At 40.1% G+C, this 26,864-nt stretch carries 26 protein-coding genes and 3 pseudogenes; 11 read left to right on the forward strand and 18 right to left on the reverse strand.

Annotated features, from left to right (window positions below; translation table 11 throughout):
• Positions 1-119 precede the first annotated feature (119 nt).
• From AAEY99_RS00240 to AAEY99_RS00255, 4 genes are all read left to right on the forward strand, one after another.
• A complete protein-coding gene (locus AAEY99_RS00240) occupies positions 120-1,586 on the forward strand; it encodes a flavin-containing monooxygenase (RefSeq protein ID WP_351008446.1) in 1,467 nt (488 codons plus the stop codon).
• Between the two features lie 85 nt (positions 1,587-1,671).
• Complete coding sequence (locus AAEY99_RS00245; RefSeq protein ID WP_351008447.1) at positions 1,672-2,445, forward strand: SDR family oxidoreductase; 774 nt, start codon at positions 1,672-1,674, stop codon at positions 2,443-2,445.
• Between the two features lie 45 nt (positions 2,446-2,490).
• Complete coding sequence (locus AAEY99_RS00250) at positions 2,491-3,645, forward strand: alpha/beta hydrolase (RefSeq protein WP_351008450.1); 1,155 nt, start codon at positions 2,491-2,493, stop codon at positions 3,643-3,645.
• A 196-nt stretch (positions 3,646-3,841) separates the two neighbouring features.
• Positions 3,842-4,120, forward strand: coding sequence for a hypothetical protein (locus AAEY99_RS00255; protein WP_011639067.1), 279 nt, complete (start codon positions 3,842-3,844; stop codon positions 4,118-4,120).
• A gap of 285 nt (positions 4,121-4,405) precedes the next feature.
• On the opposite strand, the gene AAEY99_RS00260 is transcribed toward AAEY99_RS00255, so the two are convergent.
• From AAEY99_RS00260 to AAEY99_RS00275, 4 genes are all read right to left on the reverse strand, one after another.
• A complete protein-coding gene (locus tag AAEY99_RS00260; RefSeq protein ID WP_351008452.1) occupies positions 4,406-5,155 on the reverse strand; it encodes a class I SAM-dependent DNA methyltransferase in 750 nt (249 codons plus the stop codon).
• 197 nt (positions 5,156-5,352) lie between these two features.
• Positions 5,353-7,230, reverse strand: a complete 1,878-nt coding sequence (locus tag AAEY99_RS00265; protein WP_351008454.1) for a sensor domain-containing protein — start codon at positions 7,228-7,230, stop codon at positions 5,353-5,355.
• Positions 7,231-7,241: 11 nt separating this feature from the next.
• On the reverse strand, positions 7,242-8,372 hold the full coding sequence (locus AAEY99_RS00270; RefSeq protein ID WP_101085020.1) for an FIST signal transduction protein: 1,131 nt from the start codon (positions 8,370-8,372) through the stop codon (positions 7,242-7,244).
• Positions 8,373-8,697: 325 nt separating this feature from the next.
• On the reverse strand, positions 8,698-9,099 hold the full coding sequence (locus tag AAEY99_RS00275; RefSeq protein ID WP_351008457.1) for a hypothetical protein: 402 nt from the start codon (positions 9,097-9,099) through the stop codon (positions 8,698-8,700).
• A gap of 319 nt (positions 9,100-9,418) precedes the next feature.
• On the opposite strand from AAEY99_RS00275, the gene AAEY99_RS00280 reads away from it, so the two are divergent.
• On the forward strand, positions 9,419-9,907 hold the full coding sequence (locus AAEY99_RS00280) for a TIGR00645 family protein (RefSeq protein WP_162024000.1): 489 nt from the start codon (positions 9,419-9,421) through the stop codon (positions 9,905-9,907).
• Positions 9,908-10,076: 169 nt separating this feature from the next.
• On the opposite strand, the gene AAEY99_RS00285 is transcribed toward AAEY99_RS00280, so the two are convergent.
• From AAEY99_RS00285 to AAEY99_RS00295, 3 genes are all read right to left on the reverse strand, one after another.
• Positions 10,077-10,694 carry a helix-turn-helix transcriptional regulator gene (locus tag AAEY99_RS00285; protein WP_162024001.1) on the reverse strand — a complete coding sequence of 206 codons (618 nt, stop codon included), beginning with the start codon at positions 10,692-10,694 and terminating at the stop codon, positions 10,077-10,079.
• Complete coding sequence (locus AAEY99_RS00290) at positions 10,691-12,064, reverse strand: type II toxin-antitoxin system HipA family toxin (protein ID WP_351008458.1); 1,374 nt, start codon at positions 12,062-12,064, stop codon at positions 10,691-10,693. Before AAEY99_RS00290 ends, AAEY99_RS00285 begins: the two co-directional genes overlap by 4 nt.
• A 535-nt stretch (positions 12,065-12,599) precedes the next feature.
• On the reverse strand, positions 12,600-12,836 hold the full coding sequence (locus AAEY99_RS00295; protein WP_162024003.1) for a helix-turn-helix domain-containing protein: 237 nt from the start codon (positions 12,834-12,836) through the stop codon (positions 12,600-12,602).
• 207 nt (positions 12,837-13,043) lie between these two features.
• On the opposite strand from AAEY99_RS00295, the pseudogene AAEY99_RS21800 reads away from it, so the two are divergent.
• Positions 13,044-13,145, forward strand: a pseudogene (locus AAEY99_RS21800) (TIGR00645 family protein); the annotation flags it as partial.
• Positions 13,146-13,348: 203 nt separating this feature from the next.
• Here AAEY99_RS21800 and AAEY99_RS00300 read toward each other — a convergent pair.
• The 4 genes from AAEY99_RS00300 to AAEY99_RS00315 form a co-directional block, all read right to left on the reverse strand.
• Positions 13,349-14,881 (reverse strand): hypothetical protein, encoded by a 1,533-nt coding sequence (locus AAEY99_RS00300; protein WP_351008460.1) that lies wholly within the window; start codon positions 14,879-14,881, stop codon positions 13,349-13,351.
• Positions 14,881-15,786 carry an ATP-binding cassette domain-containing protein gene (locus AAEY99_RS00305; protein WP_192114095.1) on the reverse strand — a complete coding sequence of 302 codons (906 nt, stop codon included), beginning with the start codon at positions 15,784-15,786 and terminating at the stop codon, positions 14,881-14,883. The genes AAEY99_RS00300 and AAEY99_RS00305 overlap by 1 nt, the downstream gene beginning before the upstream one ends.
• Before the next feature lie 383 nt (positions 15,787-16,169).
• On the reverse strand, positions 16,170-17,471 hold the full coding sequence (locus tag AAEY99_RS00310; RefSeq protein WP_351008709.1) for a HipA domain-containing protein: 1,302 nt from the start codon (positions 17,469-17,471) through the stop codon (positions 16,170-16,172).
• Between the two features lie 2 nt (positions 17,472-17,473).
• On the reverse strand, positions 17,474-17,710 hold the full coding sequence (locus AAEY99_RS00315; protein WP_192114094.1) for a helix-turn-helix transcriptional regulator: 237 nt from the start codon (positions 17,708-17,710) through the stop codon (positions 17,474-17,476).
• A 272-nt stretch (positions 17,711-17,982) separates the two neighbouring features.
• Here AAEY99_RS00315 and AAEY99_RS21805 point away from each other — a divergent pair.
• Positions 17,983-18,069, forward strand: a pseudogene (locus tag AAEY99_RS21805) (TIGR00645 family protein); the annotation flags it as partial.
• Between the two features lie 44 nt (positions 18,070-18,113).
• Here the strand turns inward: AAEY99_RS21805 and AAEY99_RS00320 are convergent.
• Together AAEY99_RS00320 and AAEY99_RS00325 are read right to left on the reverse strand one after the other, a co-directional pair.
• Positions 18,114-18,836 carry a hypothetical protein gene (locus AAEY99_RS00320; RefSeq protein ID WP_351008462.1) on the reverse strand — a complete coding sequence of 241 codons (723 nt, stop codon included), beginning with the start codon at positions 18,834-18,836 and terminating at the stop codon, positions 18,114-18,116.
• A complete protein-coding gene (locus AAEY99_RS00325) occupies positions 18,833-19,720 on the reverse strand; it encodes a hypothetical protein (RefSeq protein WP_351008463.1) in 888 nt (295 codons plus the stop codon). The genes AAEY99_RS00320 and AAEY99_RS00325 overlap by 4 nt, the downstream gene beginning before the upstream one ends.
• A gap of 592 nt (positions 19,721-20,312) precedes the next feature.
• Here AAEY99_RS00325 and AAEY99_RS00330 point away from each other — a divergent pair.
• Positions 20,313-20,571: pseudogene (locus AAEY99_RS00330) on the forward strand (YqhA family protein); the annotation flags it as partial.
• Positions 20,572-20,584: 13 nt separating this feature from the next.
• On the forward strand, positions 20,585-20,965 hold the full coding sequence (locus tag AAEY99_RS00335; protein ID WP_502959482.1) for an OST-HTH/LOTUS domain-containing protein: 381 nt from the start codon (positions 20,585-20,587) through the stop codon (positions 20,963-20,965).
• A gap of 57 nt (positions 20,966-21,022) precedes the next feature.
• On the opposite strand, the gene AAEY99_RS00340 is transcribed toward AAEY99_RS00335, so the two are convergent.
• The 5 genes from AAEY99_RS00340 to AAEY99_RS00360 form a co-directional block, all read right to left on the reverse strand.
• Entirely contained in the window at positions 21,023-21,634 is a 612-nt protein-coding gene (locus AAEY99_RS00340; RefSeq protein ID WP_351008465.1) for an AbiU2 domain-containing protein, read from the reverse strand.
• Positions 21,635-21,670: 36 nt separating this feature from the next.
• The gene (locus AAEY99_RS00345) at positions 21,671-22,264 is read right to left on the reverse strand and encodes a Fic/DOC family protein (protein WP_351008468.1); all 594 of its coding nucleotides are present in this window, start codon (positions 22,262-22,264) and stop codon (positions 21,671-21,673) included.
• Complete coding sequence (locus tag AAEY99_RS00350; RefSeq protein ID WP_351008470.1) at positions 22,254-22,412, reverse strand: hypothetical protein; 159 nt, start codon at positions 22,410-22,412, stop codon at positions 22,254-22,256. The genes AAEY99_RS00345 and AAEY99_RS00350 overlap by 11 nt, the downstream gene beginning before the upstream one ends.
• 292 nt (positions 22,413-22,704) lie before the next feature.
• Positions 22,705-24,342 (reverse strand): chaperonin GroEL, encoded by a 1,638-nt coding sequence (groL, locus tag AAEY99_RS00355; RefSeq protein ID WP_351008473.1) that lies wholly within the window; start codon positions 24,340-24,342, stop codon positions 22,705-22,707.
• 57 nt (positions 24,343-24,399) lie between these two features.
• A complete protein-coding gene (locus AAEY99_RS00360) occupies positions 24,400-24,690 on the reverse strand; it encodes a co-chaperone GroES (protein ID WP_011639076.1) in 291 nt (96 codons plus the stop codon).
• 214 nt (positions 24,691-24,904) lie between these two features.
• Here AAEY99_RS00360 and AAEY99_RS00365 point away from each other — a divergent pair, with 214 nt between their 5' ends.
• Positions 24,905-26,335 (forward strand): MATE family efflux transporter, encoded by a 1,431-nt coding sequence (locus tag AAEY99_RS00365; protein WP_351008475.1) that lies wholly within the window; start codon positions 24,905-24,907, stop codon positions 26,333-26,335.
• A 90-nt stretch (positions 26,336-26,425) separates the two neighbouring features.
• A complete protein-coding gene (locus AAEY99_RS00370) occupies positions 26,426-26,818 on the forward strand; it encodes a hypothetical protein (protein WP_162024015.1) in 393 nt (130 codons plus the stop codon).
• The last annotated feature ends 46 nt before the right edge of the window (positions 26,819-26,864 follow it).

The raw sequence follows: 26,864 nt of genomic DNA on the forward strand, positions 1-26,864 counted from the left end.
AGAAATTAATGCTCAACGGAACAAGTAAAAATAGCGATGACGAATAACAAAAGCTAATAACAAAAGCTAACAACAACCAAGCACGTTAATAAATAACCATAACAAGAATAGAGGGCATCATGACCCAAGTTAAACGAAATCCTACTGTGGTGATCATTGGTGCAGGTATGACGGGCATCTTAATGGACATTAAACTGCGCCAAGCTGGCATCACCGATATTGTAGTACTGGAGAAAAAAGACTGCGTGGGCGGAACGTGGCGAGAAAATACCTACCCTGGAGCGGCCTGCGATGTACCCGCTCACATGTATACCTATTCATTTGAACCTAATCCAAATTGGAGCCGTTTTTTTGCCCATGGACCAGAGATTAAACAATATTTTGAGCGCGTGGCAGATAAATATGATGTTAAACGAGACATACGCTTTAACGAAGCCGTTACCGATGCACAATATGCCAATGGTAAATGGACGGTAAAAACCAGCCAACAGCAAACCTACATCGCTGATTTTATTGTGTGCGCCACGGGCATTTTGCACCATCCACAATTTCCAGACATTCCTGGATTAAAAGATTTTAAAGGCACAACATTCCATACTGCCCAATGGAATCATGACGTCGACATATCCGCCTCAACCCGGGTTGGAGTTATCGGTACTGGGTCAACGGCCGCACAAGCCATACCCGAACTGATTAAAACCGGTGCTAAGGTTTCAGTTTTTCAGCGCACACCACAATGGCTAATGCATCTGCCCGATTTTACCTTTTCAAAAACCAGCCGAAAGTTAATGGATCGCTTTCCCATCATCACCAAAATTCATCGCAATATGGGCAAGTTTTTTCTAGAACATTTTTTTACCAAAGCAGTCACGGGACACTTTATCCAAAAGCATGCGTTAAATTTTTTGTGTAAAGCCAACTTACGATTAAGCATTAAAGACAAAACCTTACGCGAAAAGCTACGACCTCATTATCAAGTGGGCTGCAAACGGGTCATTATCAACACCACCTTTTATAAAGGCATTCAAAAACCCAATGCTGAGTTAATAACAGAAGGCATTGAGCGCATAACTGAAACAGGCATTATCACTAAAGACGGTAAACATCACGACCTCGATGTATTGGTATTATCGACCGGTTTTAATGCATTTAATTTTATGCGCCCCATGAATCTCATTGGGCGCAACAATTTGCACATTGATAAAGCCTGGGCTCATAAAATCAAAGCCTATCGATCAATGTTACTCAGCGACTACCCTAACTTTTTTTTAATGCTCGGCCCCAACACACCTATTGGTAACTTCTCCGTTATCGCCATGAGCGAAGTGCAAACTGACTACGTTATTAAACTGATCGATAAATGGCGTGACCATGAATTTGATGAGTTTGAAGCCAAGCAACAAGCCATTGACGACTTTAATGCCTACGTAAAGGAAGGGTTAAAGGGCACTAGCTGGGTTGGAGGATGCCAAAGTTGGTATTTAGATGCCGATGGCGACCCAATTTTATGGCCCTACACCTGGCAACGATGGGTTGATGAAATGAAACAGCCGCAGATGGAACACCTTAATACCCGATCATTTTAGTTGGCTTATCCACCTTTCACCCTTACATATCCACCCGTATTGATTCACTCGTGCTGATTGACTCATACTAGAAACAACCAGGTTTATGATGAATAAAAACACTATATTTATTACCGGCGCAGCTTCCGGCATTGGCTTAGCTACCGCTCGACACTTTCACAAAAAGGGCTATTGGGTCGGTATGGCCGACATCAATTTGGCGCAATTAACACAAGCCACCGAAATATGGGACAGAACTCGTGTACGGTTGTTTCAGCTAGATGTCAGTGATTTTTCACAGGTACAACACGCCATGGCTAAATTTTGTGCGGAACATAATAACTGCCTGGCCATATTAGTTAATAATGCCGGCATATTGAAAATAGGCTCCTTTGAAGAAATCCCTATCGAACAACATCAGCGCACATTAAGTGTCAATGTCATTGGAGTAATGAACCTATGCCATGCTGCATGGCCATATCTACACAACAATGGCACAAGTACTATTATCAATATGTCATCAGCCAGCAGCGATTATGGTGTACCAGAATTAGCCAGCTATTCGGCCAGTAAGTTTGCCGTAAAAGCACTGACCGAGGCGCTGGAACTTGAGTGGAAAAAGTATGGCATCAGCGTATGCGATGTTATGCCGCCCTTTGTGGCAACCAATATGCTGAAGGCACAGAAAAACAGCGCCAAAGTCATGCAACGACTCGGCGTGAACATCACCGCTGAACACGTGGTCGCAGTGATTGCTAAACAAGTGAAACAGCCTAAAACCCATAGAACGGTCAGTGTTTTTTATGGCCTATTACATAGATTAAGTAACGTATCACCGGCATTTATCAATCGCCTAGCGATGAAGTGGCTAAGTCGATAAAACATGCGGTTCTAATCAGTTAACAATAAGAAAAAGGCTATAGAAATGGACAACGTGAATAAGCCAGCATCATTGCCACAAGACACATCATCATCTGACAAACCGTCGCAAAACGAACTACCACAAGACGAACCGCTACAAGGCAAACGTCTACAAGCGCCCAAGCTTGAAGCGAAACAATTAATGGTCGCCAAGTGGTTGTCATTAGCGCCGTTATACAAGTTACCAGTCACATTATTCAGATATGTATTTCTAGCGATGGACCGAGTACTTGGGCTGACTAAAATTGAAATGGATAAGGTGATTAATTTAACGGTTCCGGTGAGCGCTGGCACTCCTTTTATGGGCACTATTCCTTTGAACGAACATAGCGCCAGCGTTACTAGTACTAGTAATAACAGCAATAACGGTAATGACAGCAATAAAAGCAATAGCACAATAAAGCTTCGCATCTACCATCCTAGCGCCAACAAGCCTCAAAAAACCTTAGTGTACTTTCACGGTGGCGGTGGCGTTATTGGCAGTATTAACACTCATGACCACTTTTGCCGCTATCTGGCTAAACATGGCAACATGAACATTATCTCAGTCGATTATCGACTGGCTCCAGAACATAAATTCCCCATCCCGATTTGTGATGCCATCGAAGCGTGGAACTATATCAATGCCAATCATCAACAACTTAATATTAACCCACAACACATAGGCGTGGGTGGCGACAGCGCAGGCGGATATCTAGCGTGTATCATCGGTTTACATTCACTGCAAACATCGCTGCCAGTACAGGCAAAAGTAACACCCGCATTTCAGTTTTTGATCTACCCAATGGTAGATTTACAAGGCTTAACCGAGTCTTATCGCCGTTTCAATAAACAGTTAATACTCACCCGCGATTTAATGGATTACTTCAGGCTGAAATATTTACACTCTCTCGACGAAGTCACTCTGCCATTAGTGAGTCCACTACAAGCAGCAGACATTAGCGAATCGCCAAAAAGCTACATATTAACCCTTGGGTTCGATCCATTAAGGGACGATGGCATTGCGTATGCCCAGCGCCTAAAAGCGGCAGGCATCAATACACAACACCAACATTATGACGATTGCATGCATGGCTTTATTTCAATCACAAAACTCAGCCCGCGCGCCAAACAAGCCACTCATAACATCGCAATGGCATTAAACAGCTTTAATGAATGATCGTTATAGGTAACTGACAGCAAAACCGACTCTAGAAATCGCCAACAGATGATAAAGTTTACTCAGACGCCATGTATTACAGGCTAACAAGCCAACTTATGCTAAAATGCGCCGATCAGCTTTATGAATGTGCAATTCTCATTTGTTTGACTGAGCGTAGTGAACCCTACCGTGATTAACTAATGAGGATACACCAATGAGTAAGTTAAATGCCGAAGAGCGTAAAGCTCGAGATAACGATCGTTTTTCAAAACGAGTGGATGAACGCAGAGTAAAAGGCGAAGATGTTGTTGCGTATGCACTTGCCAATGAAAAAGCGTTTAAGTTTCTGACCAAAGATGAGAAACACAGCCTTAAAGAAAGACAAGCGGCACTTGTAGAAGAAGTCAGCATTAAAAAACAGCAACAAGTTGAGCTTAAAAATCAGCAAGAATTAGACAAGGTTCAAGCTGAATTTACTGATACCGCGCAGTAAAACCTCATCAACAGCCATTGTTAATGATGATGGCTGACCACATTCAAATACTTATTTTTATACATTCTAGCCTATAAAAATCGGTATTTGAAAGCTGGTGAAGCTCAACAGGCATGCGACTAAATTGAATCCACTCACTCCAATTCGACTTTCGCAGTTTAATGGTCCATGTGTAAAAGTATTAGTCTGAACTACTTATTTATAGTCTAATGATCAACGTTTCATTCCGGCTTATCAGCATTATCGCTTAAAAACCTTAGTGAATAGCAGCTAAAAACTTAACCACTAAATCTCACGTTTCGTACACACAAACAAGGCATTGCCAGACGCTAAATCCCAAGGGATGATTTTGTCGTAATCATGTTCAAATATTTGAATATCGAAATACGGGCTTAACAATGCTTCAAGTTCAGTAAAACTGGTGGCGACCATCGCATGCGAATCTTGCCATAACTGCGTCGCATCAGACTGAGTTTTACCAATACTTAGATTGAGCGACTGCATCTCACCTTCACCGCTATAATGCCAACCCGATTCAAACACAAACTGACTATCTTCAAATTCGGCACTGTGTCTCACTAACGCCTTGTTATTGATTTTATGTTTATCAACGCTGTTAAAACAAAACAAGCCACCGGTATTTAATGCCTTATGCACACTGGCAATACAGGCTTTAAGTGCCTCGATACCTTGTGAGTAGTGAATAGAGTACAAAAAGCAGGTAATCAGATCGAGTTTTTCTTCTACATAAAACTCTGTCATATTTTGTAAACTAAACTGCGCTTCAGGGCAACGACGCATAGCAATATCGAGCATGGGTTGATTGATATCAAGGCCACTACTTTGAAACCCTAAGTCGATAAAATGCCTTACATGAGGCCCCGTTCCACAGGCTAAATCTAAATGCTGTTTACCACTGTTACCCAAAATCTGATGCAAGCGCACTATGCTATTGCTTTGCTGCTGGTAATTAATGTCACAACACATTAAATCGTAATAAGCGGACAAATCGGTATAAAGGGCATTGGTAGACATAAAAAGGGATCGGCGACATAGGCAAATTTAGGGTGGCGCATCATATATCAAATCGTACAATTGAGAAATAACTAATCAATAAGCACTAACGACTCACCACAGAATGAGCAAGGTTTAGCGTGAAACAACCACTTCAGTGAATAAGTATCTATACCTTATGCTCTGGCCTTACTCAATCCCGCCTTTACTCAATCAGATCAGCCGAGATATAAGGATTCTATCGCCTCTGGCAGCATGGGCTTATACAGATAAAAACCTTGGGCTAAATCACATTTATAGGTCTTAATGTAATCAAGCATAAATTGGTCTTCCACCCCTTCAGCGATAACTTTTAATCCTAGGTTATGTCCGATGTCGATAATAGTTTTAGCAATCGCTGCCGATGAGCTGCTACTCTCAACATCTTGTAAAAATGCTTTATCTATTTTGAGATAATGCAATGGCAAAAATTGTAAGTAACTAAATGATGAATAACCTTTTCCGAAATCATCCAGTGCAAAAGTAATCCCATATTGATTAAGCCGTAACATAATTTCTTTTACACTGAATTTATCTTCCATAAAAATCGATTCAGTTAATTCAATAACAAGATATTTACCCTCTAACTTATAATGGGTTAATGTATCAATTAAATGTGTTATTAGCGCTTCGTTTTGAAATTCTAAACAGCTTAGATTAATTGAAATAGCCAACTCAGTAATACCGGTATCTCGCCACTTCGCTAATTGTAAGCAGGCTTTAGAAATCACCAAGCAGCCGATATCAATAATCAGCCCCGTTTGTTCTGCTATTGGAATAAATATATCGGGTGGGATCACTGTGCCATCTTGCTGAGTCCAGCGACATAACGCCTCAACACTAACCACTTTCATTGTTTTTAAATCAACTTTAGGTTGATACGCCAAATGTAAACCATTATTTTCAATGACTTGGCGTAGCGCTTGCTCTACAGCAAGTTGAGTTAATGCCTCTTTTTCAAGCGCCTGACTATAAAAATGAAAGCTGTTTTTACCCAGTGATTTTGACTCATACATAGCTAAATCCGCTTTACGGATCAGCGCGTTGGCATTGTCATCATCATTAGGGAATAGTGAAATGCCAATACTTGAGGTAACAATAAATTGACGAGAACCAATAGTAAAAGGCTGTTTAATCAATGCCAACAAGTCTTGGCAAACCTGTTTTATGGTCATTTCAGACTCTATTTTTTCTAAAACAATAATAAACTCATCACCACCTTGGCGGGACAAAGTATCAAAATCTCTTAAGCGTGTTTGAAGTCGTCGAACCACTTCTTTTAGCAGCAAGTCACCTGCGTCATGGCCTTCTGTATCGTTGATTTTTTTAAAGTCATCTAAGTCTAAAAATAACACCGCTAACTTTTTATTTTCTCTTTTACTCGTCGCAATAGAATGGCTAATTCTATCCAATAATAATGCACGATTAGGTAAGCCAGTGAGTGCATCATGAAAAGCATGATATTCAATAGTAGCCTCATACTGCTTTTGCACTGTCACATCGCGAAAGCACCACACTCGGCCATAAATTTGCTTCTCTTGTATCTGAGGTAAAGACCGGTAATCAAAAAAACGGTTATCGAGTAACTCTATAGTGCCAGTTAAATATTGAAAAGGGTCATGTTTAAGACGATCAATAATAGATAACATATGTTGTTTATCTTTTATAATGCTAAGAAACTCTTCCCAATGCGATACAGGTTTAAAGCCTATATCGTCAAAAAATTCTTGCCCCATGGTGTTAAATGACAATAGTTCGCCATTTAATCCATACACAAATAAAATCTCACCGGTCGAATTAACCGTCGCATTTAATAAACCAATGGAATGTTCAAGCTTATCTTGAACCAGTTTCATCTTTGCTAACTGGTCATTTAGCGTTTGGTTACGCTCGTTCAACTCATTTGAGATAAGAAATAAAGAACGCTCTAACATTTTTACACTTTGCTCGTTTTGAGCATAAGCATCTGATATTGAATTTAAAAAAAGGTCATTTTTTGAAATAAACACATCATCTTTCTGGTTACGTTTAAGCTGACGCAATAGCAGTTTATGCATTGTTAATATCACTATTTCTCAGAAAATAACGTGACAGCCATGGTCTGATTATGTAAACCACACCGACCAATAGACTTAATAGGCGATATTTCACCATACGAGTAGAAACCCGAAATAGCGCACTGAGCAGATAAGCCTTGTTTTATAATTTCTAACTCTTCTTCAACCCGTTGCCGTAAAACGAGTCGACGACCGACACAACTGATTAGAATAGCCAGTTCAGGCTGTATCCCCTCAAAGGAAGAGACAGCATCCTCTGCGGCAAGTTGAGCGCCATCAAGCAAGTCTTCATTATTAGAATGCATTAACTGACATGTCGCGCCTGTTGGCATATTACCTGCAAACAACATGCTTTTTTGCAGTTCATCAATGGATAATATAGTGCGAACCACAATTTCTTGCTCGCCATCGAGTTGTAGCGCTAACGGATATAGTAAAGCAGAAGCAGGCAAACCAGCAGAAAACTCACCTAAAAACTCTTTATATAAATCAAGAGCTGGCCGCCCATCGAGTTCATAAAGCACATTATCTATCGACTGGGTGATCACCCGTTTAGGCCCAAATGGACGCCAGCCTCCTAGACTACCAAAACCAACAGATAATCTTTCACCATAAAGCCCTACCAGCACAATAAGACCACTTTCTATTCGCTGATTATGCCATACCGTGGTTTGACTAAAACGCTCCCCATCACCGGCTAAGCCTCCCGTTGCCATAACGCCTTTAGGCAAGTGTTGCTGTAAACCATCAACCAGTTCAGAACCATTAACTACATGACCATCAGAAATAACGAAAACATGCTTTAGCCCATCAAAGCTTAATTGATCTATCAACTGCTTTGCTAATTCAGCGCAATGCTCAAATTGGTTTATCGAATTGCTGACAACTTGCACCTGGGTATGCTCAAAATCAATTGCGGTAACGCATATACTGTCGTCAAACAGACAATCATCTTGTATTTCACCGCTAGTGCTACAACCCACTATTTGCGCATTAGGAAAAGCTATTGATAGCTCATCATTAAGCTTATTGTCTAACATTAGCTCAGGTGAACCAAATGCCAGCACCAAATTAATCGCTGAATTTTGCAGTAACGGTTTATCCCAATGGCTATGTTGATATATTGTCTGAAAAACGTACATTAGTAGCCTCTCACTAAAGAGTATTCATTAAGTTGTAGCTTAAAACGTTACTGCAAGCAACAGGCACAAAGAAATGGCGCTACACAAGTAAGTAAACTTATTAATTATCGCGCCAACACCAATACACTTAAATAGCTAAAAAGTAAAAAACCTCTAAACTTATAGTATCGAGGTTTTTTAGTATCCAACATCTGGATTATAAATTTTAATCAACTTAGCTAAGCAAGCAGCTATTCACAATGACTTAAATATACAACAACCACTTCAAAATATTGAAGCATCAAAGTTCACCCCTAAGCGCAAACTAAGGGATTCCTATAAATGACTAGCGTACCCACCGCATCAGCTCATTCGCATCTATCACCGCAAGCTGTCTTTCAGTTAGGCTTCCAGCAGAGTCAAAGAGGAATAGTTCAGTTACTCGTGCGTTATGCTTGGCGATAAACGCATCGCCCTCAGGCGTTGCTGTTCTAGCAAGCAGAAAGTACACGTTATCCCCAAGATGAGACCGAGCTTCATTCATCTGCTCTGTTTGGGTGATACTTGAAACAAGGTTAGGATCATAGACAAATACTACCGCAGGTTTGCCCGTACCAATTTGTTCAAGATTAGACGTAAACCCCTTGGGCATAAGCATTAACAACAGCCCAAACAGCAATACTATGGATGCGATGACACTTATCGCAACCCAAGGCATTTTACGAGGCGCGTTGGCAGGTTTATCCATAATGATAGATCTCTCTTTTAAGTGTTGAAATACATACCCAAGCAAAACAGTATAATCAATAAACCTGAGGCTTAGATTAAAAACGTCTGGGATGAATAGACAATAGGTGATTTAGACGGCAATAACGTTTACTCTGCCCTCACTAAATATCAACCACTAAGAACATAATGCAATACACTGTGCATTATGCAAAGTGTACAGGCAACACATCATCACGTGTGCCAGTGCATGTCGGCGCAGTTAACGTTCATTTTGTTATTGTTTTAGAATGAGTGACTTGAGTTATTTCTACCTATTTTATCTGAAGGATTAATTTTTAATGGAAAAAGTGTTTGAAAGATTGATGTATGCATCACGCTGGATCATGGCGCCGATTTATTTGGGATTAAGCCTAATCTTATTCGCCTTAGGCATAAAGTTCTTTCAAGAGATCTTTCATATTATCCCCAATATTTTCTCGATAAAAGAAGTCGATTTGGTGCTAATCACCCTATCGTTAATCGACATCACTTTAGTCGGTGGTCTACTCATCATGGTGATGTTTTCAGGTTACGAAAACTTCGTCTCACAACTCGATGTGGGTGAAGGTAGTGAAAAACTCAACTGGCTTGGCAAGATGGACGCAGGCTCGCTAAAAAACAAAGTAGCAGCGTCTATTGTGGCGATTTCGTCTATTCACTTACTCAAAGTCTTTATGAATGCCGAAAATATCGCGAACGACAAAATCATGTGGTATTTGCTCATCCACATCACCTTCGTGTTATCAGCCTTCGCCATGGGATATTTGGATAAGATTACGCGCAAATAATAGCAGATTTACGTCCTAGAAATAGCATAGACAACATCGTGGGGCAGAAACCTTACTCTGCCTCACTGATTTAGAATGAAACCCCAAACGAAGTGCATAAAATAGCCAGTTGGGAGATCCAACAAGCTTAATAAAAATCATCAACCTATTTTAGGAGCAAATATTTACCTTACTCGGGCAAATACCTAACAAAGTCACCATCATCTAGAACATTTTGCAATACCGTGGGTGAGATTGGGATCAAACCTACGTTTAAACCAAAAGGCTTAAACACTTTATTCAAAACCACAACGCTTGGGTTGCTTCTATTATTTTCTATATCAGAAAGCTTTTTACGAGAAACGTTAACTAACTTTGCATATTTTTCTTGGTTCAAACCGAGCACCTGTATGCGTAACTGAATTAAGGCATCTCCTTGTGTAATGTTAGAAAATAGTAATTTAGTTATAACATTATTAATAACTGCCCTACGTAACTTAGCATCCTTAATAGCCGTTTTCGTAGACGAACGTTGCCTAGTTTGAGTTTTATCACTAGTTGTTACGTCGCTTGCAAATGACTTACCTCTAGGAGCTCCCTCCAATCTAGGGTGCGGGCCTCTCTGAACAACAACGGGTTTTCCAGCATCTCCAACAGTCATATGGACAACGCTGTTATCAACTCGATTCGTTATAATTTGGTCGCTTCTAGTCTGTATACGTTCCCCCTCGCTGTTAAATTTCATATTGCTATCAGAATTATGTTTTTTTAAGAAGTTAACTGTATTCGTTAAATTTTTCTTTTTCATAATAATTCCCATTGTTTCAATTTTTCATCTAGAAAATCAAACCCAAATGTTGGCATATTCACTATTTGATCAGGAACACCACGATCGATTAGCCTTTGCTTTAAACCGACTAGTTGATGTGCTGTTGTCCTTAGTTCATTGATCAATAGTTCTGGATCAATTAAATCACTTAAGGAGTAAGCAATCTCAATAAAATTAAATTTACCACCAAGTTCAAGATCTGGAGCAGCCCATTTCGTTGTTCTTGGTATACCATCTGGATCAGCTTTCATAGGCGCAAAGTCATAAATGGGGGTTAACCTTATACCCTTGTCATCTTTATAGAATGAAGTATTTCGTCCGTGGTTATCGCTATTACCAAACGCAATATTTAATAAGTCACGGCGAACCCATTCAATAATAAATGCCTCAACATCAAAATGCAGATGCTTCTCTTTGACTGTATTACTCTGAGTGATCAGGTCAACCAACTCACGTATTGTCTCACCATGATCTTGAATAGTAGCTGGCGGTTTTTTTAACATTGAGTACACAGATTCCATACCATAACGTTTGGTAGTCCCATCTACTTGAGTCTCTATATCGAACCTTGGCAACCAAAGTGAATGATAGTTTTCACCTTTTTCTAGTTTCATGTCTGCTACAGGTATAGTACTAAAACCCATAGCGGTTAACTCATGATAATAGTGGTATTCGGCAACTAACACCGCATCATTAACTCCCCTTCTATTCCCTCTTGGGAATTTAACGAGGTAATACATATCATCAATATTTGTATTGTCTTGATAGGTATCTATCCACACGACATCGTTTTTGCTACGTCTTAGTAGCAGTTTTGGGGCTTCTCCACCTGCTCCAGTAGCTCCACCAGCAGCGGCCCCCCGAGTTTGTGCGTAACTCAAAAAGTCTGCACCTCTACTTGCTACGTCTGAAACTTCAAAGTATTGATTAGGAACTCTATTAACTGCTTCTATAGATTCTTTGATACGCAAATTTCCAATGGGAGAAATAGTGCCATATGCTAGCAACACGAACTTTTGTTGATTGGCTGACATCCCATCTGTATCTATTTGAGTCAGCCAGTACTTTCGGCTTGAGCCACTAGGGATGATGTCGTCAATGAACTTCAACCAACCTTGTTGTCCATTGTCATCAAAATAAAATTCAACAGGGTGATTTATAGATACTGCATGGTGATCATCCGCAGAAAGATTAGCAATTATATAGTCAAGTTCATAATCGACTTCGGTAGCGTCAAATGTGTAATCAGCATTATTCGGGAATGTAATTTTCGCAATATCCTTCCATGAGTTATCAATGAAAGCTTGTACAGTTAGTTCATTTAAATTTTCAAGATTAATATCTTCCATTGAATACTCTTTTTTATACTTAATGAATACTATTGTACTCAAAAACATGTAAAATCTCAATAAAAGTAACTTATAGTACTCAATAATTGTTATCACCTTCAATTACTGAGTACTATAAGACTCATTTAGTTGTTTGTTCTTGTCGTTAATTTGGATAATTAGAAGATTGCTACGCTGATAGCTAATACGTCTTATAATACTCAAAAGCTATCGGGCCGGTTTATTATTGAGTTGTATAATACTCAGCAATGAGCCATAACACTACGTATTGAGCATTATATAACTCAATAATCGCATGTTTACATAACATCCTTTAAATGCTTGGCTGACTAAACTTAAATAAAACGCCAAACAACAAATTGAACGCTTATTTAAGAAAAATAAATTCGACCTACACTTATGAATACGAGATAAATATCAGTCTTATCGGTATTCGTCATTGGATATTTGGATAAAATTACCCGTAAATAACAATCCATCACAAAATAAAAAGCCCCGATACATAACAGCATCAGGGCTTTTTATTTACTATCGATTAGTACCACACTTTAGGATCAGCGTTATGATTCTGCGCAACATCAATACTAATCCCCAGACCATTAAGAATTTTAAACACTGTCGAGATATAAACATCATTACCTTTTTCGACACGAATTAACGTCTTTTTGGTCACGCCACACAGCATCGCCGCCACATCTTGAGTCAGTGCCGCATTGTTTCTGGTTTCTTTAATGAGTAAGCCCAAGGATTGTTGATTGAGTGCAGATGCCATAACGTTAGTCCAAAGTGTACTTTGCTACACTTTATAGTGATTGACTCTTTTGCTTCAGTTAAAAGTGTAACATAGTACACCTTCACAGTGTCTAGGTTGTTAAATGAGTTAAAGTGTAAGTTGTTACACTATACGATTATTTCGTGATTTGCTGATTAAATGTAATCACTACAGACTGTGAAATTGACCCGAAGATTGATAGAAATCAATATAGATAACGACAAAATCATGTGGTATTTGCTCATCCACATCACCTTTGTATTATCGGCCTTCGCCATGGGATATCTGGATAAGATTACCCGCAAGTAATATCAGGCTCACTTGATGTAAATAGCAGAGATAAATAGTGGGGGAAAGTTAACTCTTCCCCACTTATTTTTAATAACTTTTTTGAAATAGACGACACAACCACAATCTACATTCGAGGTTTACACTCATTCCTGCGAATGGACTTAATTACTTTTCCATCATTTATCTAGCCACTATCCGGCTATTAAACTGATGTTGATATGCTAGCGGGTGCGTTTAGCACTAACGGTTAACATCAGCAGACCGATTGCAGTAGCAAAAAATAAATACGGTACACCCGCCTGCCAACTTGCTTGGCTATTCACACCAAAAAAATCGACATATAGTGCAGCTTGAATGGGCCCCATGTACCAAAGTGCCGGATAAAGCACTTCAAACATCCGTTTTGTTCCTGTAAACGTGCCACAAAAATAGGCCAAAGATACAGTAAATGAAATGGCGATAATCAATTGAACCAGCAACAACCACTCAGCTCCTCCGGTAAAGCGCAGCACACTTCCCATACTTGCTAAGCCTAATAACATCCATGCTGCTGAATAACTGGCTAAGCTTTGTAATATGGGGGATTGTTTGCTGTAAGTCATCAGCTCTACCGTATTCGATTGTTTTTCTAATTGGCCTAACTGAGAAATCACTAACACGCACCACAACCATGAAATGGGTAAAAAAATGCTGAGAAGTAAATCCTGGCTGATAAACAACTGAATACCATTCAACACCAGCAAACCGATAAACCAATATACCGAATGGCCTTTGAGTATTAATTTTAGCTCTAATCTTAATAAACGAGTAAAAGCGAAATGCTGAGTTAACGTGACAAAAAAACTATCCAGTAGGCTAGCCACTTTGGTTTTTAATGTGAAATTCATCCATAAATCTGGTTTGTTTTCAGATAGTGAGTGTGCGCTGAAACGGTCAAAAAAGATAAACGCTAACACTAAACAACCAAGACAAATAAGAAGCAAAGGCAGCGCTCCCCAAAGGTGCATTATCGTCGGCTCTATTCCTTGCCAAACAAAGGTATTTATTTCGCGTGTTTCATCACTGATATTTATGCCTATATTAGTATTACCTTGCTGTAGCGGAAAGCGCTCTGCGACTTCTGCATCTAAATGGTCGACTAATGCTCCGATCCCAGACACGCTTTCAATGGTTTGAACAATGGAACCAATCCATAAGAAAAAATAAACGACGTTGCCTAACCCGCCTCTAAGCCACTTAATTGACTCAAACATTATCGCGATAGCGGCAATAGCCAATAGCATTGGCAATACAAAAACGAATTGTGGCCATGCTAACGCCCAAAGATCGATTTGATAACTTTCACCATAATAAAGCTGGATCCCAATACTACTCAGCAACATAACCAGCACAATAGAAACCAGAATAAATACACTTGTGCACCACTTGGCTAATAAAAAAGTCAGTTTATTAATCGGGGTTGCTGCGATGAGTTCACAGGTCATTGATTTTCGGTCTAATTCAAGAGCATTTTTGACTAGATAAAAACAGATAAGAGGCAAAAACAACACGTTCAACATCGCAAGGCATATACCAAGCCAGGCGCTATTGTAGATACCACGATAACCATTAATCACTAGCGTTTGATAATGGGCATCGGGGGATGGGAAAAAAAGTAATGTTAATACCGACATCGCCAGAAGTGTTACTACAAAGCTTTGCTGGCGAGTTCGTTGTTTAAAATCAGCGACAATGCATTGCCAAACTTGATTCATTAACTTGCCCTCGCATAGCCAATTTGAGCTTGTCGGTTACTGGTAAAATAAAGGTAAGCATCTTCTAAGGATGGAGTTCTTGAAATGGCTCTTTCATCGGGGCAATTGTCAGCAATAATGTTGAGTTCAACCATGGTGTCTTTACGCACACTATGGCTAACAATAAACTCATGCTGAATTTGCTTTAGTTCACTGAAATTTGCGGTGAGTTGCCAGCATTTATTAGCGATCTTATCTTGAAGTGCACGTGGTGATTCTGATTGAATTAAACTCCCTGAGTGCATAATCGCAATACGGTCTGCAATGGATTCAACATCGGCCACGATATGCGTAGAGAATATAATGCACCGTTCACCTGCTAACTCGGTTAATAACTGGCGAAAATTAGCACGCTCTTGTGGGTCAAGGCCAACGGTGGGTTCATCAATAATCAGCAATTTGGGATCATTAAGTAAAGCCTGTGCAATACCAATTCGTTGTTTCATGCCGCCAGAATAGCCTTTCAATGGCATATGCGCAGCGTGCGTTAGGTTGAGTTTATGAAGTAAATCGTCGATGGTGTGATTTGCGATTAATTTATCTAACCCTTTTAAGCTAGCCATGTAGTGCAGAAATTCGATGCCGGATAACTGATCATATACCCCAAAATATTGTGGCAAATAACCCAGCTCTTTCCTCAATACTTGAGGTGACTTAATAATATCTTGCCCTTGCCAGAAGATATTCCCATGGGTTGGTTTTGTTATTGTTGCGAGAATACGCATCAAGCTAGATTTACCCGCACCATTAGGACCTAACAGCCCCAAAATCCCCGGCTCAACTTGCAGCGACAGCGATTTGATTGCAGGCTTAGCCTTTTTCCCACTTTGGTATTGATGACTAAGTGATTGAATATCCAATAACATTGTATTTCCCTATATAGATCAAGATGAAATAACAATGCAAATACAGCGCCAAAAATAATCTATCAAAATTCAACAAGTTAAGCTTCACTCAATTAGAGTGTTTACAAATAATGCTGAATTTAACTAACTATTGGTGAAATAAGTAAAGCTTTGAGCCCAATATCGTTCACATCGCATCCTAATAAGACTTAACGAAAAAAACCGTTACATATTAAGCATCCCGCGAAAAACAAAAAGCCTCAATACGGTTAGGAATCGAGGCTTTCTCTTTTATAAGAAGTTTGGATCTAAGCTTATAGGTTTTAGACCAGCAAGGATTTTTACAATCTTGGCACCAGATAAGCCTTGCAGAAAGATTTATCAATCCGTGGCAGTGCCAAATTCTACAATTCAACGGCCTTAACTTCGCTAGCCATATCAAGATAGCGTTCGCACCTTGTCATGAGTTGCTGGCGATAATCAGCCACAAAGGCATGTTCATCTTTATCCAGCGTTGGCAGCATGGCAATCACGTCGTCTATGGCTTGCTCTATTCTGGTTGCCATTTTGGTTAAATTGCTCACTAACAAGGCTCGTGGCAAGCTAAGTTCTTCGGCGAATGAAGCCAGTTGATAAGCATAAATTTTATTAGGGTCGAATTCATCATCGATAGCCATTGCTATCTCCTGCTCGAAATCCTTATACATTGCCACATTGACTAAGTCATACCAGGGGGTCGGTACCATACCTGTGGGAGTCATGAAAAATGAGTAGTTTTTGCCATGGGCATCAGCATTACCGCTGAGTAAATTAAATAAAGCCCACTGCAGCATATTTTGTTTAGCCGCTGCAGGATTAGTGCACTGACTGGCGAGGCTAAACAAACGAGCAAAGCTTACGCCCTCTCGAATACCTTTCACATCACGACCTGTGCCAAAGTTACGTTCGTATTTTTTGTTAACACTGAAACCCAACGCTTGGCAGCTATCAATCATGTGCCGTCTCAAGACTTTTTGAGGCTCAGGCATATAACGACGATCAAAGCGTTCGACACAAAGGGATTTGTGTTGACCAAACTCGACAATATCGACATGAGCAACATCGTTACCAATAGCCTTAGCCAAGCGCATGGTAAGAAACTCGTTAATCACTAAATGACGGTATTGCGCAAACTTCAAAATATGTGTGGATGCCAGCGAACCGTCACCAAAGCCAAAAGTTTTGCCGTTGTAAAATAGGTTTAGTTTGGACTGCACCCCTGCGACTGACAGCCTTGGTTTTCCATCCCACACTTCCATTGGCCATAGCTGCGGATCTTCAATTCGCTTAATCACTTCATCAGCACTTATCTCCCTTAAGGCTGTTGCTGGTAGCAATGTTCCTTTTGGCGAAAAAGCGATGGCACCCGCGGTATCAAGGCCGATACCACGAATAAGGGCAAACGTATTACCACGAGATACCCCTAGCGATTCAATTAAGTATTCTAAGCCTTTATTTTCGGGTAATAGGTTTACTAAAAACATCGCAATTTGATGGCTGTTAGCGGTTCCATCTAAGGGGACCATCGGCGAAATGGGAAACCCCCTTTGTTGCCAATCATGGGTGTATTGAACAGTGAATGTCTCGGTCGCGGGGTCAAATGACAGCTCACCAATTATCTGATCGCCAAGATGCATATCCAAAGTCAGTTTTTCAGCTGTACTCATCATTAGTACCAGCCATTAGAGTCTGCATCACTATGTTGTGCCGCCAAAATGCTAATCCCCAAGCCATTAAGAATTTTGAACACTGTCGAGATATAAACATCTTCGCCTTTCTCGACACGAATTAACGTCTTTTTGGTCACGCCACACAGCATCGCCGCCACATCTTGAGTCAGTGCCGCATTGTTTCTGGTTTCTTTAATGAGTAAGCCCAAAGATTGTTGATTGAGTGCAGATGCCATAACGTTAGTCCAAAGTGTACTTTGCTACACTTTAGCTATGAATGGTTAAGTATTCAACAGTAAAGTGTAGCAACCTACACTTTATTGTGATCTCCCCTGTCAAGATCAACAAAAGTGTAGTTAAGTACACTTTTTAATTATCTAAGTCGCCAAACGAGTTATAAGTGTAGGTTGTTACACTATATGATTGTTTAGTAATTTGACGGTTAAATGTAATCAATACAGTCTGTGAAATTGACCTTAAGATTGATAGAAATCAATATAGATAACGACAAATTATGTGGTATTTGCTCATCCACATCACCTTCGTGTTATCAGCCTTCGCCATGGGATATTTGGATAAGATTACGCGCAAATAATAGCAGAATTAAAAATAAGCCCCTATCAAATGGGGCTAGTTTTACTACCATTGCTTTAACAAGGTAAAAGATGCTTCTGAAGATAGACGCGTAAGAATGAAGTAATCTACTGAATGGTAGCTCCCACCTTCGACGGTATTACTGGTGCTCAAAAGCATATCCTCAATACCGTCACCATTATAGTCACCTTTAGCTCTTATATTAAGCCTTTGCGATCCTCCAGAATTATCAACAAAAATTGCGCTAGTTTCATCGATGGCTTTAACCTTCAAAATGTGACTCATTTCATCCCAATTTGTGGCTACAACCAGACGACGCTCATCATCCTTCGAGATAATTAAAGCTAATTGCGGCGGAACACGTTTGGCAAAGTTTTTGTCCAAATTAACAACACTAAGGTAGCTTTGATGCGACGGCTTAAACAGGGATAATTCTTGCCATGACTTACATATTTTATAATCTATTATAACGGCCCCATAATCCGCAGACTGCGAAGCTTCATACCCTAAATCTATACTCGTAACTAAATCTGCGCAGGTATTAACCGTTAACTTCTTATGGTGATTATGTTTCAGCTCTGTTTCATAACCCCATATGTCTTTATGTAAAAGTTTGAAGTCATCAGCATTGTGTGTTTCCCTTGTTTGTTCGAGGAAAAACTCACCTGCATTTAATGGTAATGATGGTGCTATATTTCCCGTTGCACTCACACACCCAATCCCAAATACAGCTACAGATCCTACTACTAACATTACTTTTAATATCATTTTGCATTACTCAATAAATTACGCACATAAAAATTACGATCTGTACTCAGCTGATGTCGATTAGATTCCAATGCCGCTTTTTTGAAATCACTAGCCTTGATATGTATATTAAAATTAACAAATTTATTACTCAACCTTGTCAATCCAAGATTAAAAATCATATCAAATAATGCTAGCTTAACATCGTCAGGGTAAGTCGAGAACGTAGAGTATCCATAGAGACCTTTTAACTCTTTTTCAAAATTTACAATATGAGAGTCCCTAATTACATCAATATCTGTATTAAGAAGTTCCAACTTAGTAAATTTTTTGTAATAAGCAGCATTAGGTAGTTTCTGTGCGCCCTGAACTCTAACCCATTGTGCTTTTATGAGGTTAAACTCATCTTCAATCTGCTGAGCGGTTGCGGGGACACGCGAACTACTAACAACAAAAGGTACCTTTTGAGCAGCCTGAACATCGGTCATCATATGCCCAATACCTACAGTGACTTGACCGACAGAATCTAAATACATATGCGGTACACGCCCCTCATATTTCTCTAGATTTTTCTTCAAAATCACTTTGAGTGAACCTGAAATAGGTACTACTGAAGCCGCCAAATGTGCACTTAATTTTTCGTTAAACTTACGATGGGAGCGACCGTTTGCATCGATTTTTCCGTCAGGACGAACCATGCCAACAGATTTACTTTGAAATATCTTAATCGCTGCGACTGTTTTTGAATGCTCTGGACGAGAACCCAATCTACCGTCCTCAACCAGTTTTCTTGTGGGTGGTATAAGTCTTAATAAATTATTTAGTGCTCCCTGCACGGCTTTCACATCATTTGGTGTATTTACACCGCCCATCCCTACAGATTGAGCCATTATTAACTTAGCCATTGTTACTCCTTGTAAATGTCAAATGTTTTAATTAGCACTGATTCATAAGATGTGTAATCCATTAGTGCATCTAAACGAGCCCTACAAACTCAAAAAACTATTTGGTGTTCCTTTGTTAGCCTTTTAAAGGCTAACTTTTAAGGCGCTTAAGTGGTCAAGTACATCAGCAGATTATTTCGTTAGATAAAGAGTTAGATGGTAATTGATGCAATAGATTGTCTTGTATTATGGTAGTCAATAATAGCCATATCTAATGTCAAATAGACAGGAGAACTAAGCCTTTAACTATCTGACAATTAAAAAATAAGCTGAAATTGATAGATAAAATATACTTGAAATACTAGAAAAGTTAAATCATCAGAAATGATAGATTTTTAATCAAATATAATTACTTGTGATGATTTTAAAGTTGATTAATTCTACTTCTGAATAATCCAGCGTCATTGTAAAAAACCGAGTTCAAGCTGACTTTTTAAGGGATTAATCACAACGTAATTTGCTCGGTCATTTACTTGGTAACATCAAAGCGACCTGATTTTTCTTCTCAGACTCACCAATCAGACACAATAATAGTCATATTTCAGATCATTAAAATTTCTTCTCACAGCTTGATATAGGGGAAAACAGTGAGAAACTCAACTGGCTAGTCAAAAATGGACGCTGGTTCGCTTAAAAACAAAGTAGCTACGTCAATAGTAACGATGTCATCTATTCACCGACTTAAAGTATTTATGAATGCCGAAAATATCGCGAATGACAAAATTATGTGGTATTTACTCACCCACATCACTTCTGTGCTATCGGCCTTACAATGGGGATATCTGGATAGTGAGGCTGAAAGTTTGATCTGACCCCACTAAATTTATGCTGGCTGATGGTAAAACTATCATCGGGTTTGGTGAGCGCAAAGCTCCGATGCCATTTGTGAATAGTTGTTCTCGCTTTTTATTTCTTGATGATAACCAAAGTGAAGAGATTCCATTACCTACAGCCACTAAAAGCTTAAACAAGAATACAAAGCTTATTAGTTTACTGAGGCAAGCCATTGAAGCAGTAGAAGATGATGACGGGTGGGCAATGTTAGGGCCTATAGGTACCCATATTTCTAATCATGCCTCGTTTGATCAACGTAATTATGGCTTTAAGAAGCTAAGTGATTTATTCGCATCTATAGATCTTTTTGAAATGAAGAAAACCCATGGCTCTATCATTTGGATAAAAGACAAAAAAGGCATAAAACGATAAACGGCAAGGGGAAATAACGATTACCTTTTCCCTTGGCACCTTTATATGTGCTTACTTTCATTGTTTTTTTAAAATTTTCAGTAAATCAGAAGCTCCTTTTCTATAACTATTAGACGATGAACTGCTTTTAAGTGAACTACAACCAAAAACACTGGAATTCATCAAGATAAAAAACTCTTCAACTGCATCAAATAAAGCAAAAATCTCACCTTCTACAGGATCGACAATACTCGAACTCATCATCGTTGGATAATCTGCATGAGCACCTAATTTATGTCTAAACTCTTTTAGAGGTTTACGTAAATGGGTGATTTTCTGGATATATACATCAGTGATCTCCTGATATTTGGCGTTTTTTTTAACCTCACTAGTACTTAATAAGTACTCCAAAGTAAGATTCTTATTTCTACCTTGCTTTGCTGGGTCCGTCAGCTTACACAATTGCAGTATCATTGAGTCACGGAATGACCAATGTACTAATCTAAAAAACTCGAGTGAAGCCTCTGAAATAATCTGTCGATTTTCTGCATCACTATAGAGCTGTTCATACGTGAGCTTAAGATGCTTAATCTCGTAAAATATCTTTCTAGCCTTAATAAACTCACTCCTAAACTGCTCCATAATTTGCCCTTTAATAATTGTTTGAAATCTAGGTAACCCGGTATTCATCAAGTTCTACACCCCCAATGAGGCATAAGAGAATGCTTAAATTGATGAAGTGGCATCACTCAATATTTGATTTAATGATCTCAGGTCGCCTAAATACCCTTGAATGTTTGCATTTACCCATTCATCTTTCGAAATATCAGGCCAATTAACACTCAGCTCAAAATAGAAAAAGAGCTCTTCAAAAAAGAATCTTTGCGTTCTTCCATTTCCCTCTCTAAATGGGAGAATAATGTTCAGTTCACAAAAGATATCGGTGATTTCTGCAATTAGTTCATGTTTTGAATCGAATCGTTCTAATAATACGATTCGAGAGAATTGTTTGTTCGCTTCAGCCTCAATTCTTGAACATGTACAAAAACGCGTATCCCCCTTAGAAATATCCACGGTTCGAATATCACCAGCCCAATGGTAGATATCTTGAAATAGTTGCTTATGCAGGCTTTGTAGATGTTTTAGGTTAAAGTCTTGTAACGAGGTAATTGTTGAAGAGTATTCACGGTATCGAGTTGCAGTAAAGGCTAATTCGGCTTCGGCGAGGTTGTCATAGTCCTGAATATTAAGCTTATTTTGAAGTACTTCCGAATCAGGGTAACAGTAACTGTCGTGGCTTACCCCGTATTTATCGCGCATACTTCAGTTTCAAATCATCAATCGATTTTCCGGCATTTTCTTTCTTCATAGATAAACCTTCATAGCGAGAGCTCATTTCAAAATTGCTCATTTTCGGCGTGAACACTCGAGCGTTTTTAGGTGTTTTATCTTTTGTTGTATTTGCCATTATACCCTCCGCGATAACGCTTATATTATAACCTAGTTCAGCCTACTCTTCTATATAACCCAGTCTTTATCCATGAGATAAACCCCCTTAACAAAAAGCCCCGATACCGTGAGGTATCGAGGCTTTCTCTTTTCTTTTACAAGAAATTTAGCTCTAAGCTTCTAGGCTTTAGAACGACAAGCAATATAGCGCAGGATAAATCGGGTTAGAACAAGGCGCTTTACCACGACGTTTAGTTTTTCATAAACGAGTGGTGAAGCAACGCAGTTATCACCGATTTAGACAAGCTAGATTACATCATGCCGCCCATTCCGCCCATACCACCCATTCCGCCCATATCTGGCGCAGAATCTTGTGGTACTTCAGCAATCATCGCTTCTGTTGTGATCATAAGACCAGCAATAGATGCGGCGAACTGTAGCGCACTACGAGTCACTTTAGTTGGGTCTAGGATACCCATCTCTAACATGTCACCGTAAGTGTCATTACCGGCATTGTAACCGAAGTTACCGGTGCCGTTTTTAACAGTGTTAGCGACAACTGAGGCTTCTTGACCTGCGTTAGTAGCGATTTGACGAAGTGGCGCTTCCATAGCGCGTAGGGCAATAACCACACCGTGCTTTTGGTCTTCGTTCAATACTTCAACATCTTTAATTTTGCTTGCTACGCGAACAAGGGCAACACCACCACCGGCGACCACACCTTCTTCAACCGCTGCGCGAGTTGCATGTAATGCATCTTCTACGCGCGCTTTTTTCTCTTTCATTTCAACTTCTGTTGCTGCGCCAACTTTGATTACTGCAACACCGCCAGCTAACTTAGCCATACGCTCTTGAAGCTTTTCTTTGTCGTAGTCTGAAGTTGAATCTTCAACTTGTTGTTTGATTTGCGAAACACGTGCAGAAATTTGCACTTGGTCGCCACTACCATCGATGATTGTAGTGTTATCTTTAGTGATGATTACGCGCTTAGCTGTACCTAAATCTTCTAGAGTGGCTTTTTCAAGTTCTAGACCGATTTCTTCAGCGATAACAGTACCGCCAGTTAGGATTGCAACGTCTTGAAGCATTGCTTTACGACGGTCGCCAAAACCAGGTGCTTTAACAGCAGCTACTTTAACGATGCCACGCATGTTGTTCACAACGAGTGTTGCTAATGCTTCGCCTTCAACGTCTTCTGCAACGATAAGCAATGGCTTACCTGTTTTAGCTAGACCTTCAAGGATTGGCAACAATTCACGGATATTAGAAACTTTTTTGTCTACTAATAAAATGAATGGGCTGTCTAATTCAATGCTGCCAGTTTCTGGCTTGTTGATGAAGTATGGTGATAAGTAACCACGGTCAAACTGCATACCTTCAACAACGTCTAATTCGTTTTCAAGCGCTTGGCCTTCTTCAACGGTGATAACGCCTTCTTTACCGACTTTTTCCATTGCGGTTGCAATGATGTCGCCGATTGACTCGTCAGAGTTAGCAGAAATTGTACCTACTTGAGCAATCGCTTTAGTGTCTGAACATTCTTGAGAAAGTAGTTTAAGTTCAGCAACGGCTGCGATAACCGCTTTGTCGATACCGCGCTTAAGGTCCATTGGGTTCATACCCGCTGCAACTGCTTTTAGGCCTTCAACAACAATAGCTTGTGCTAATACTGTTGCAGTAGTGGTACCGTCACCGGCAGCATCATTGGCTTTAGAAGCAACTTCTTTAACCATTTGTGCGCCCATGTTTTCGAACTTGTCTGTTAGTTCGATTTCTTTAGCAACTGACACACCATCTTTGGTGATCATTGGCGAACCAAAGCTTTTATCTAAAACAACGTTACGACCTTTAGGGCCTAAGGTTACTTTAACTGCGTTGGCTAGGATGTTAACGCCTGCAAGCATTTTTACGCGTGCGTCGTTACCAAATAAGACTTCTTTTGCTGCCATTTTTTGATGTTCCTTTAAATTTAATGATTAATTGGAAAGTCGATTGATGCGTGAGGCTTAGCCTACGACTGCCATCAGGTCAGCTTCTGACAGGATTAACACTTCTTCACCGTCAATTTTTTCTTTCTTCACGCCGTAACCTTCATTGAAGATCACTACGTCGCCCACTTTAACGTCAAGTGGTGTAACTGTGCCATTTTCTGAGATACGACCGTTGCCTACTGCAAGGATTTTACCGCGAGTTGATTTTTCTGCTGCGCTGCCTGTAAGCACGATACCGCCTGCAGATTTAGATTCAACTTCTAAGCGTTTAACGATAACGCGGTCATGTAATGGACGAATATTCATCTATGAACTCTCCTAATGATTTGATGCCCAAAAAGCGAGGCTATTGACTAACAAATAAGGGTTTCCCCCTTGATGCATGTGATATGGGGGTGACTGGTCACAGATCCAAGGGGAATTTTAAAAATAATTGCACTTTTTTTACGTCTGTTTTATTAAAGCAATGCTAATCCTGATAGAATTCGGCTCCTTTGAAACAGCAAACGTTTGAGAATAGATGAAAGACAGACACGGGTTGCTCAGCGCACCTATTGGTCGTGTACTGCTTAACATGACTTTGCCTAACCTGATTGGGATTATGACCATTCTAGGTGGCAGTCTGGTGGACATTTTTTTTATTAGCCAGTTGGGTACAGATGCACTGGCAGCAGTGAGCTTTACGTTTCCGGTAACCTTAGTGATTACGAGCATCGGCATTGGCATTGGCGCGGGTGTGTCAACCAATCTTGGTCGTTTGATTGGATCTGGGCATGCGCCCGAATCCAGAGTGTTTTTATTTGATGCCTTGTGCATGACACTGGTGATTATTTGGGGCTTGTCGATACTCGGCTGTGTGTTTATTGAACCTATTTTTAGTTTGCTTGGTGCTAACGGTGCCAGTTTGCCATTAATTAATGACTACATGTGGTACTGGTATTTAGGCGCGCCTGCCTTAGTGCTATTAATGGTGGGTAATCAAGCATTACGTGCCACAGGTGACACTCACTCACCGGCTAAAATTATGATGCTGGCCGCCATTATAAACCTGGTTCTCGACCCGTTACTTATCTTCGGCATTGGCCCTTTTCCGCGTTTAGAAATTCAAGGCGCTGCTATTGCGACCACACTCTCTTGGGTAGTGGCAATGTCATTTGCTGGCCACTTGATTATTGTCAAACGTAAACTGGTTCAGTTTGCTGATTTTGATGTGGGTCGATTAATTTTACATTGGAAAGTCTTATCCCATATCGCCCGCCCAGCCGCGTTAATGAATGTAATAAATCCTATTGCCAACGGCATTATAATGGCCATGTTGGCACGGATTGATCATGCGGGTGTGGCGGCCTTTGGCGCCGGAATTAGGCTTGAGTCGGTATTATTGATTGTGGTGATGGCGCTGTCGTCGAGTTTAATGCCATTTATTGCCCAAAACCTAGGTGCCAGCCAACCTGAACGCGCCAAAAAAGCCTTATTGATGTCGTTGCGATTTGCTTTTGTATTTCAAACAATCTTGTTTATTCCGCTGTATTTTTATGCCGAACCTATCGCAAGATTGTTTACTCACGACCCACTGGTTATTGAGTGGTTGAGTTTTTATATTATGGTGTTGCCTGCCTCTTATGGGCCACTTGCCATTGTTATTATGGTTGCTACTAGCTTAAATGCTTACCATAGGCCGTTGAGTTCACTGGTGATTAACTTGTGCCGCTTAATGTTATTAATGTTACCGCTGGCGGCGCTAGGCTCGTATGTTGGCGGAGTGAAAGGTATTTTATTGGCGTTACCCATTGCTAATACATTGATGGGGATAGCTTGTTATTACCTGGCTACTCAAATTAGTGAGCCAAAAGAGATTAAGCACACGGTGCCTTGTTCAGATAACTCATTAGCTACAGACGGCGAGCAAGACGATACCAATAAACCAACCTCTCGCCTGGGCGAATATTAAACTGTGTTAATAATGGCAGCCACACTTGCTTTTTAATCTGTGTCAGTGGATTAATAACACTATATTACTTGCATAAAATCTTGGTCTAACATGAAAAAATCCATTTACGCCGCCATGCTCTCTGGCATTGTTTGCCCTGGCAGTGGCCAGATTTGGTTGGGTAAAAAGCTACTCGGCTGGGGATTTATCAGTGTCAGTATGGTGTGTATTTTGGTGATAATGGATCAAATTATTAGCCGTGCACAAGTGATTGCGGAGCAAATTTTAGCAGGCAATATCGGCAACGATTTAACCTCTATTTATGCTGCGGTATCCAACGTTGCCATCGACAGTAGCTCAACCATGCCGATACTCACTTGGATATTTTTAGCCAATTGGGGATTAAGTATCATCAGTGCATTTTGGTTTGGTGCTCAGCAAGATAAGCAACTCCAGCGGCAAGCCGATTCCGAGACAGGCGCAAAAACAAAAACAGCCAAGTAATGCATCTGCATTAGTCGGCTGTTTACGTTATATTTGATCAAGTGCT

The organism is Shewanella sp. S1-58-MNA-CIBAN-0166 (genome assembly GCF_040310085.1).
Taxonomy (GTDB): Bacteria; Pseudomonadota; Gammaproteobacteria; order Enterobacterales; family Shewanellaceae; genus Shewanella.

What these genes read in the sequence shown, in the direction of transcription:
- AAEY99_RS00240 (WP_351008446.1), top strand. Translation starts at nt 120, where the DNA reads ATGACCCAAGTTAAACGAAATCCTACTGTGGTGATCATTGGTGCAGGT.
- AAEY99_RS00245 (WP_351008447.1), top strand. Translation starts at nt 1,672, where the DNA reads ATGATGAATAAAAACACTATATTTATTACCGGCGCAGCTTCCGGCATT.
- AAEY99_RS00250 (WP_351008450.1), top strand. Translation starts at nt 2,491, where the DNA reads ATGGACAACGTGAATAAGCCAGCATCATTGCCACAAGACACATCATCA.
- AAEY99_RS00255 (WP_011639067.1), top strand. Translation starts at nt 3,842, where the DNA reads ATGAGTAAGTTAAATGCCGAAGAGCGTAAAGCTCGAGATAACGATCGT.
- AAEY99_RS00260 (WP_351008452.1), bottom strand. Translation starts at nt 5,155, where the DNA reads ATGTCTACCAATGCCCTTTATACCGATTTGTCCGCTTATTACGATTTA.
- AAEY99_RS00265 (WP_351008454.1), bottom strand. Translation starts at nt 7,230, where the DNA reads ATGCATAAACTGCTATTGCGTCAGCTTAAACGTAACCAGAAAGATGAT.
- AAEY99_RS00270 (WP_101085020.1), bottom strand. Translation starts at nt 8,372, where the DNA reads ATGTACGTTTTTCAGACAATATATCAACATAGCCATTGGGATAAACCG.
- AAEY99_RS00275 (WP_351008457.1), bottom strand. Translation starts at nt 9,099, where the DNA reads ATGGATAAACCTGCCAACGCGCCTCGTAAAATGCCTTGGGTTGCGATA.
- AAEY99_RS00280 (WP_162024000.1), top strand. Translation starts at nt 9,419, where the DNA reads ATGGAAAAAGTGTTTGAAAGATTGATGTATGCATCACGCTGGATCATG.
- AAEY99_RS00285 (WP_162024001.1), bottom strand. Translation starts at nt 10,694, where the DNA reads ATGAAAAAGAAAAATTTAACGAATACAGTTAACTTCTTAAAAAAACAT.
- AAEY99_RS00290 (WP_351008458.1), bottom strand. Translation starts at nt 12,064, where the DNA reads ATGGAAGATATTAATCTTGAAAATTTAAATGAACTAACTGTACAAGCT.
- AAEY99_RS00295 (WP_162024003.1), bottom strand. Translation starts at nt 12,836, where the DNA reads ATGGCATCTGCACTCAATCAACAATCCTTGGGCTTACTCATTAAAGAA.
- AAEY99_RS00300 (WP_351008460.1), bottom strand. Translation starts at nt 14,881, where the DNA reads ATGAATCAAGTTTGGCAATGCATTGTCGCTGATTTTAAACAACGAACT.
- AAEY99_RS00305 (WP_192114095.1), bottom strand. Translation starts at nt 15,786, where the DNA reads ATGTTATTGGATATTCAATCACTTAGTCATCAATACCAAAGTGGGAAA.
- AAEY99_RS00310 (WP_351008709.1), bottom strand. Translation starts at nt 17,471, where the DNA reads ATGAGTACAGCTGAAAAACTGACTTTGGATATGCATCTTGGCGATCAG.
- AAEY99_RS00315 (WP_192114094.1), bottom strand. Translation starts at nt 17,710, where the DNA reads ATGGCATCTGCACTCAATCAACAATCTTTGGGCTTACTCATTAAAGAA.
- AAEY99_RS00320 (WP_351008462.1), bottom strand. Translation starts at nt 18,836, where the DNA reads ATGATATTAAAAGTAATGTTAGTAGTAGGATCTGTAGCTGTATTTGGG.
- AAEY99_RS00325 (WP_351008463.1), bottom strand. Translation starts at nt 19,720, where the DNA reads ATGGCTAAGTTAATAATGGCTCAATCTGTAGGGATGGGCGGTGTAAAT.
- AAEY99_RS00335 (WP_502959482.1), top strand. Translation starts at nt 20,585, where the DNA reads ATGCTGGCTGATGGTAAAACTATCATCGGGTTTGGTGAGCGCAAAGCT.
- AAEY99_RS00340 (WP_351008465.1), bottom strand. Translation starts at nt 21,634, where the DNA reads ATGAATACCGGGTTACCTAGATTTCAAACAATTATTAAAGGGCAAATT.
- AAEY99_RS00345 (WP_351008468.1), bottom strand. Translation starts at nt 22,264, where the DNA reads ATGCGCGATAAATACGGGGTAAGCCACGACAGTTACTGTTACCCTGAT.
- AAEY99_RS00350 (WP_351008470.1), bottom strand. Translation starts at nt 22,412, where the DNA reads ATGGCAAATACAACAAAAGATAAAACACCTAAAAACGCTCGAGTGTTC.
- groL (WP_351008473.1), bottom strand. Translation starts at nt 24,342, where the DNA reads ATGGCAGCAAAAGAAGTCTTATTTGGTAACGACGCACGCGTAAAAATG.
- AAEY99_RS00360 (WP_011639076.1), bottom strand. Translation starts at nt 24,690, where the DNA reads ATGAATATTCGTCCATTACATGACCGCGTTATCGTTAAACGCTTAGAA.
- AAEY99_RS00365 (WP_351008475.1), top strand. Translation starts at nt 24,905, where the DNA reads ATGAAAGACAGACACGGGTTGCTCAGCGCACCTATTGGTCGTGTACTG.
- AAEY99_RS00370 (WP_162024015.1), top strand. Translation starts at nt 26,426, where the DNA reads ATGAAAAAATCCATTTACGCCGCCATGCTCTCTGGCATTGTTTGCCCT.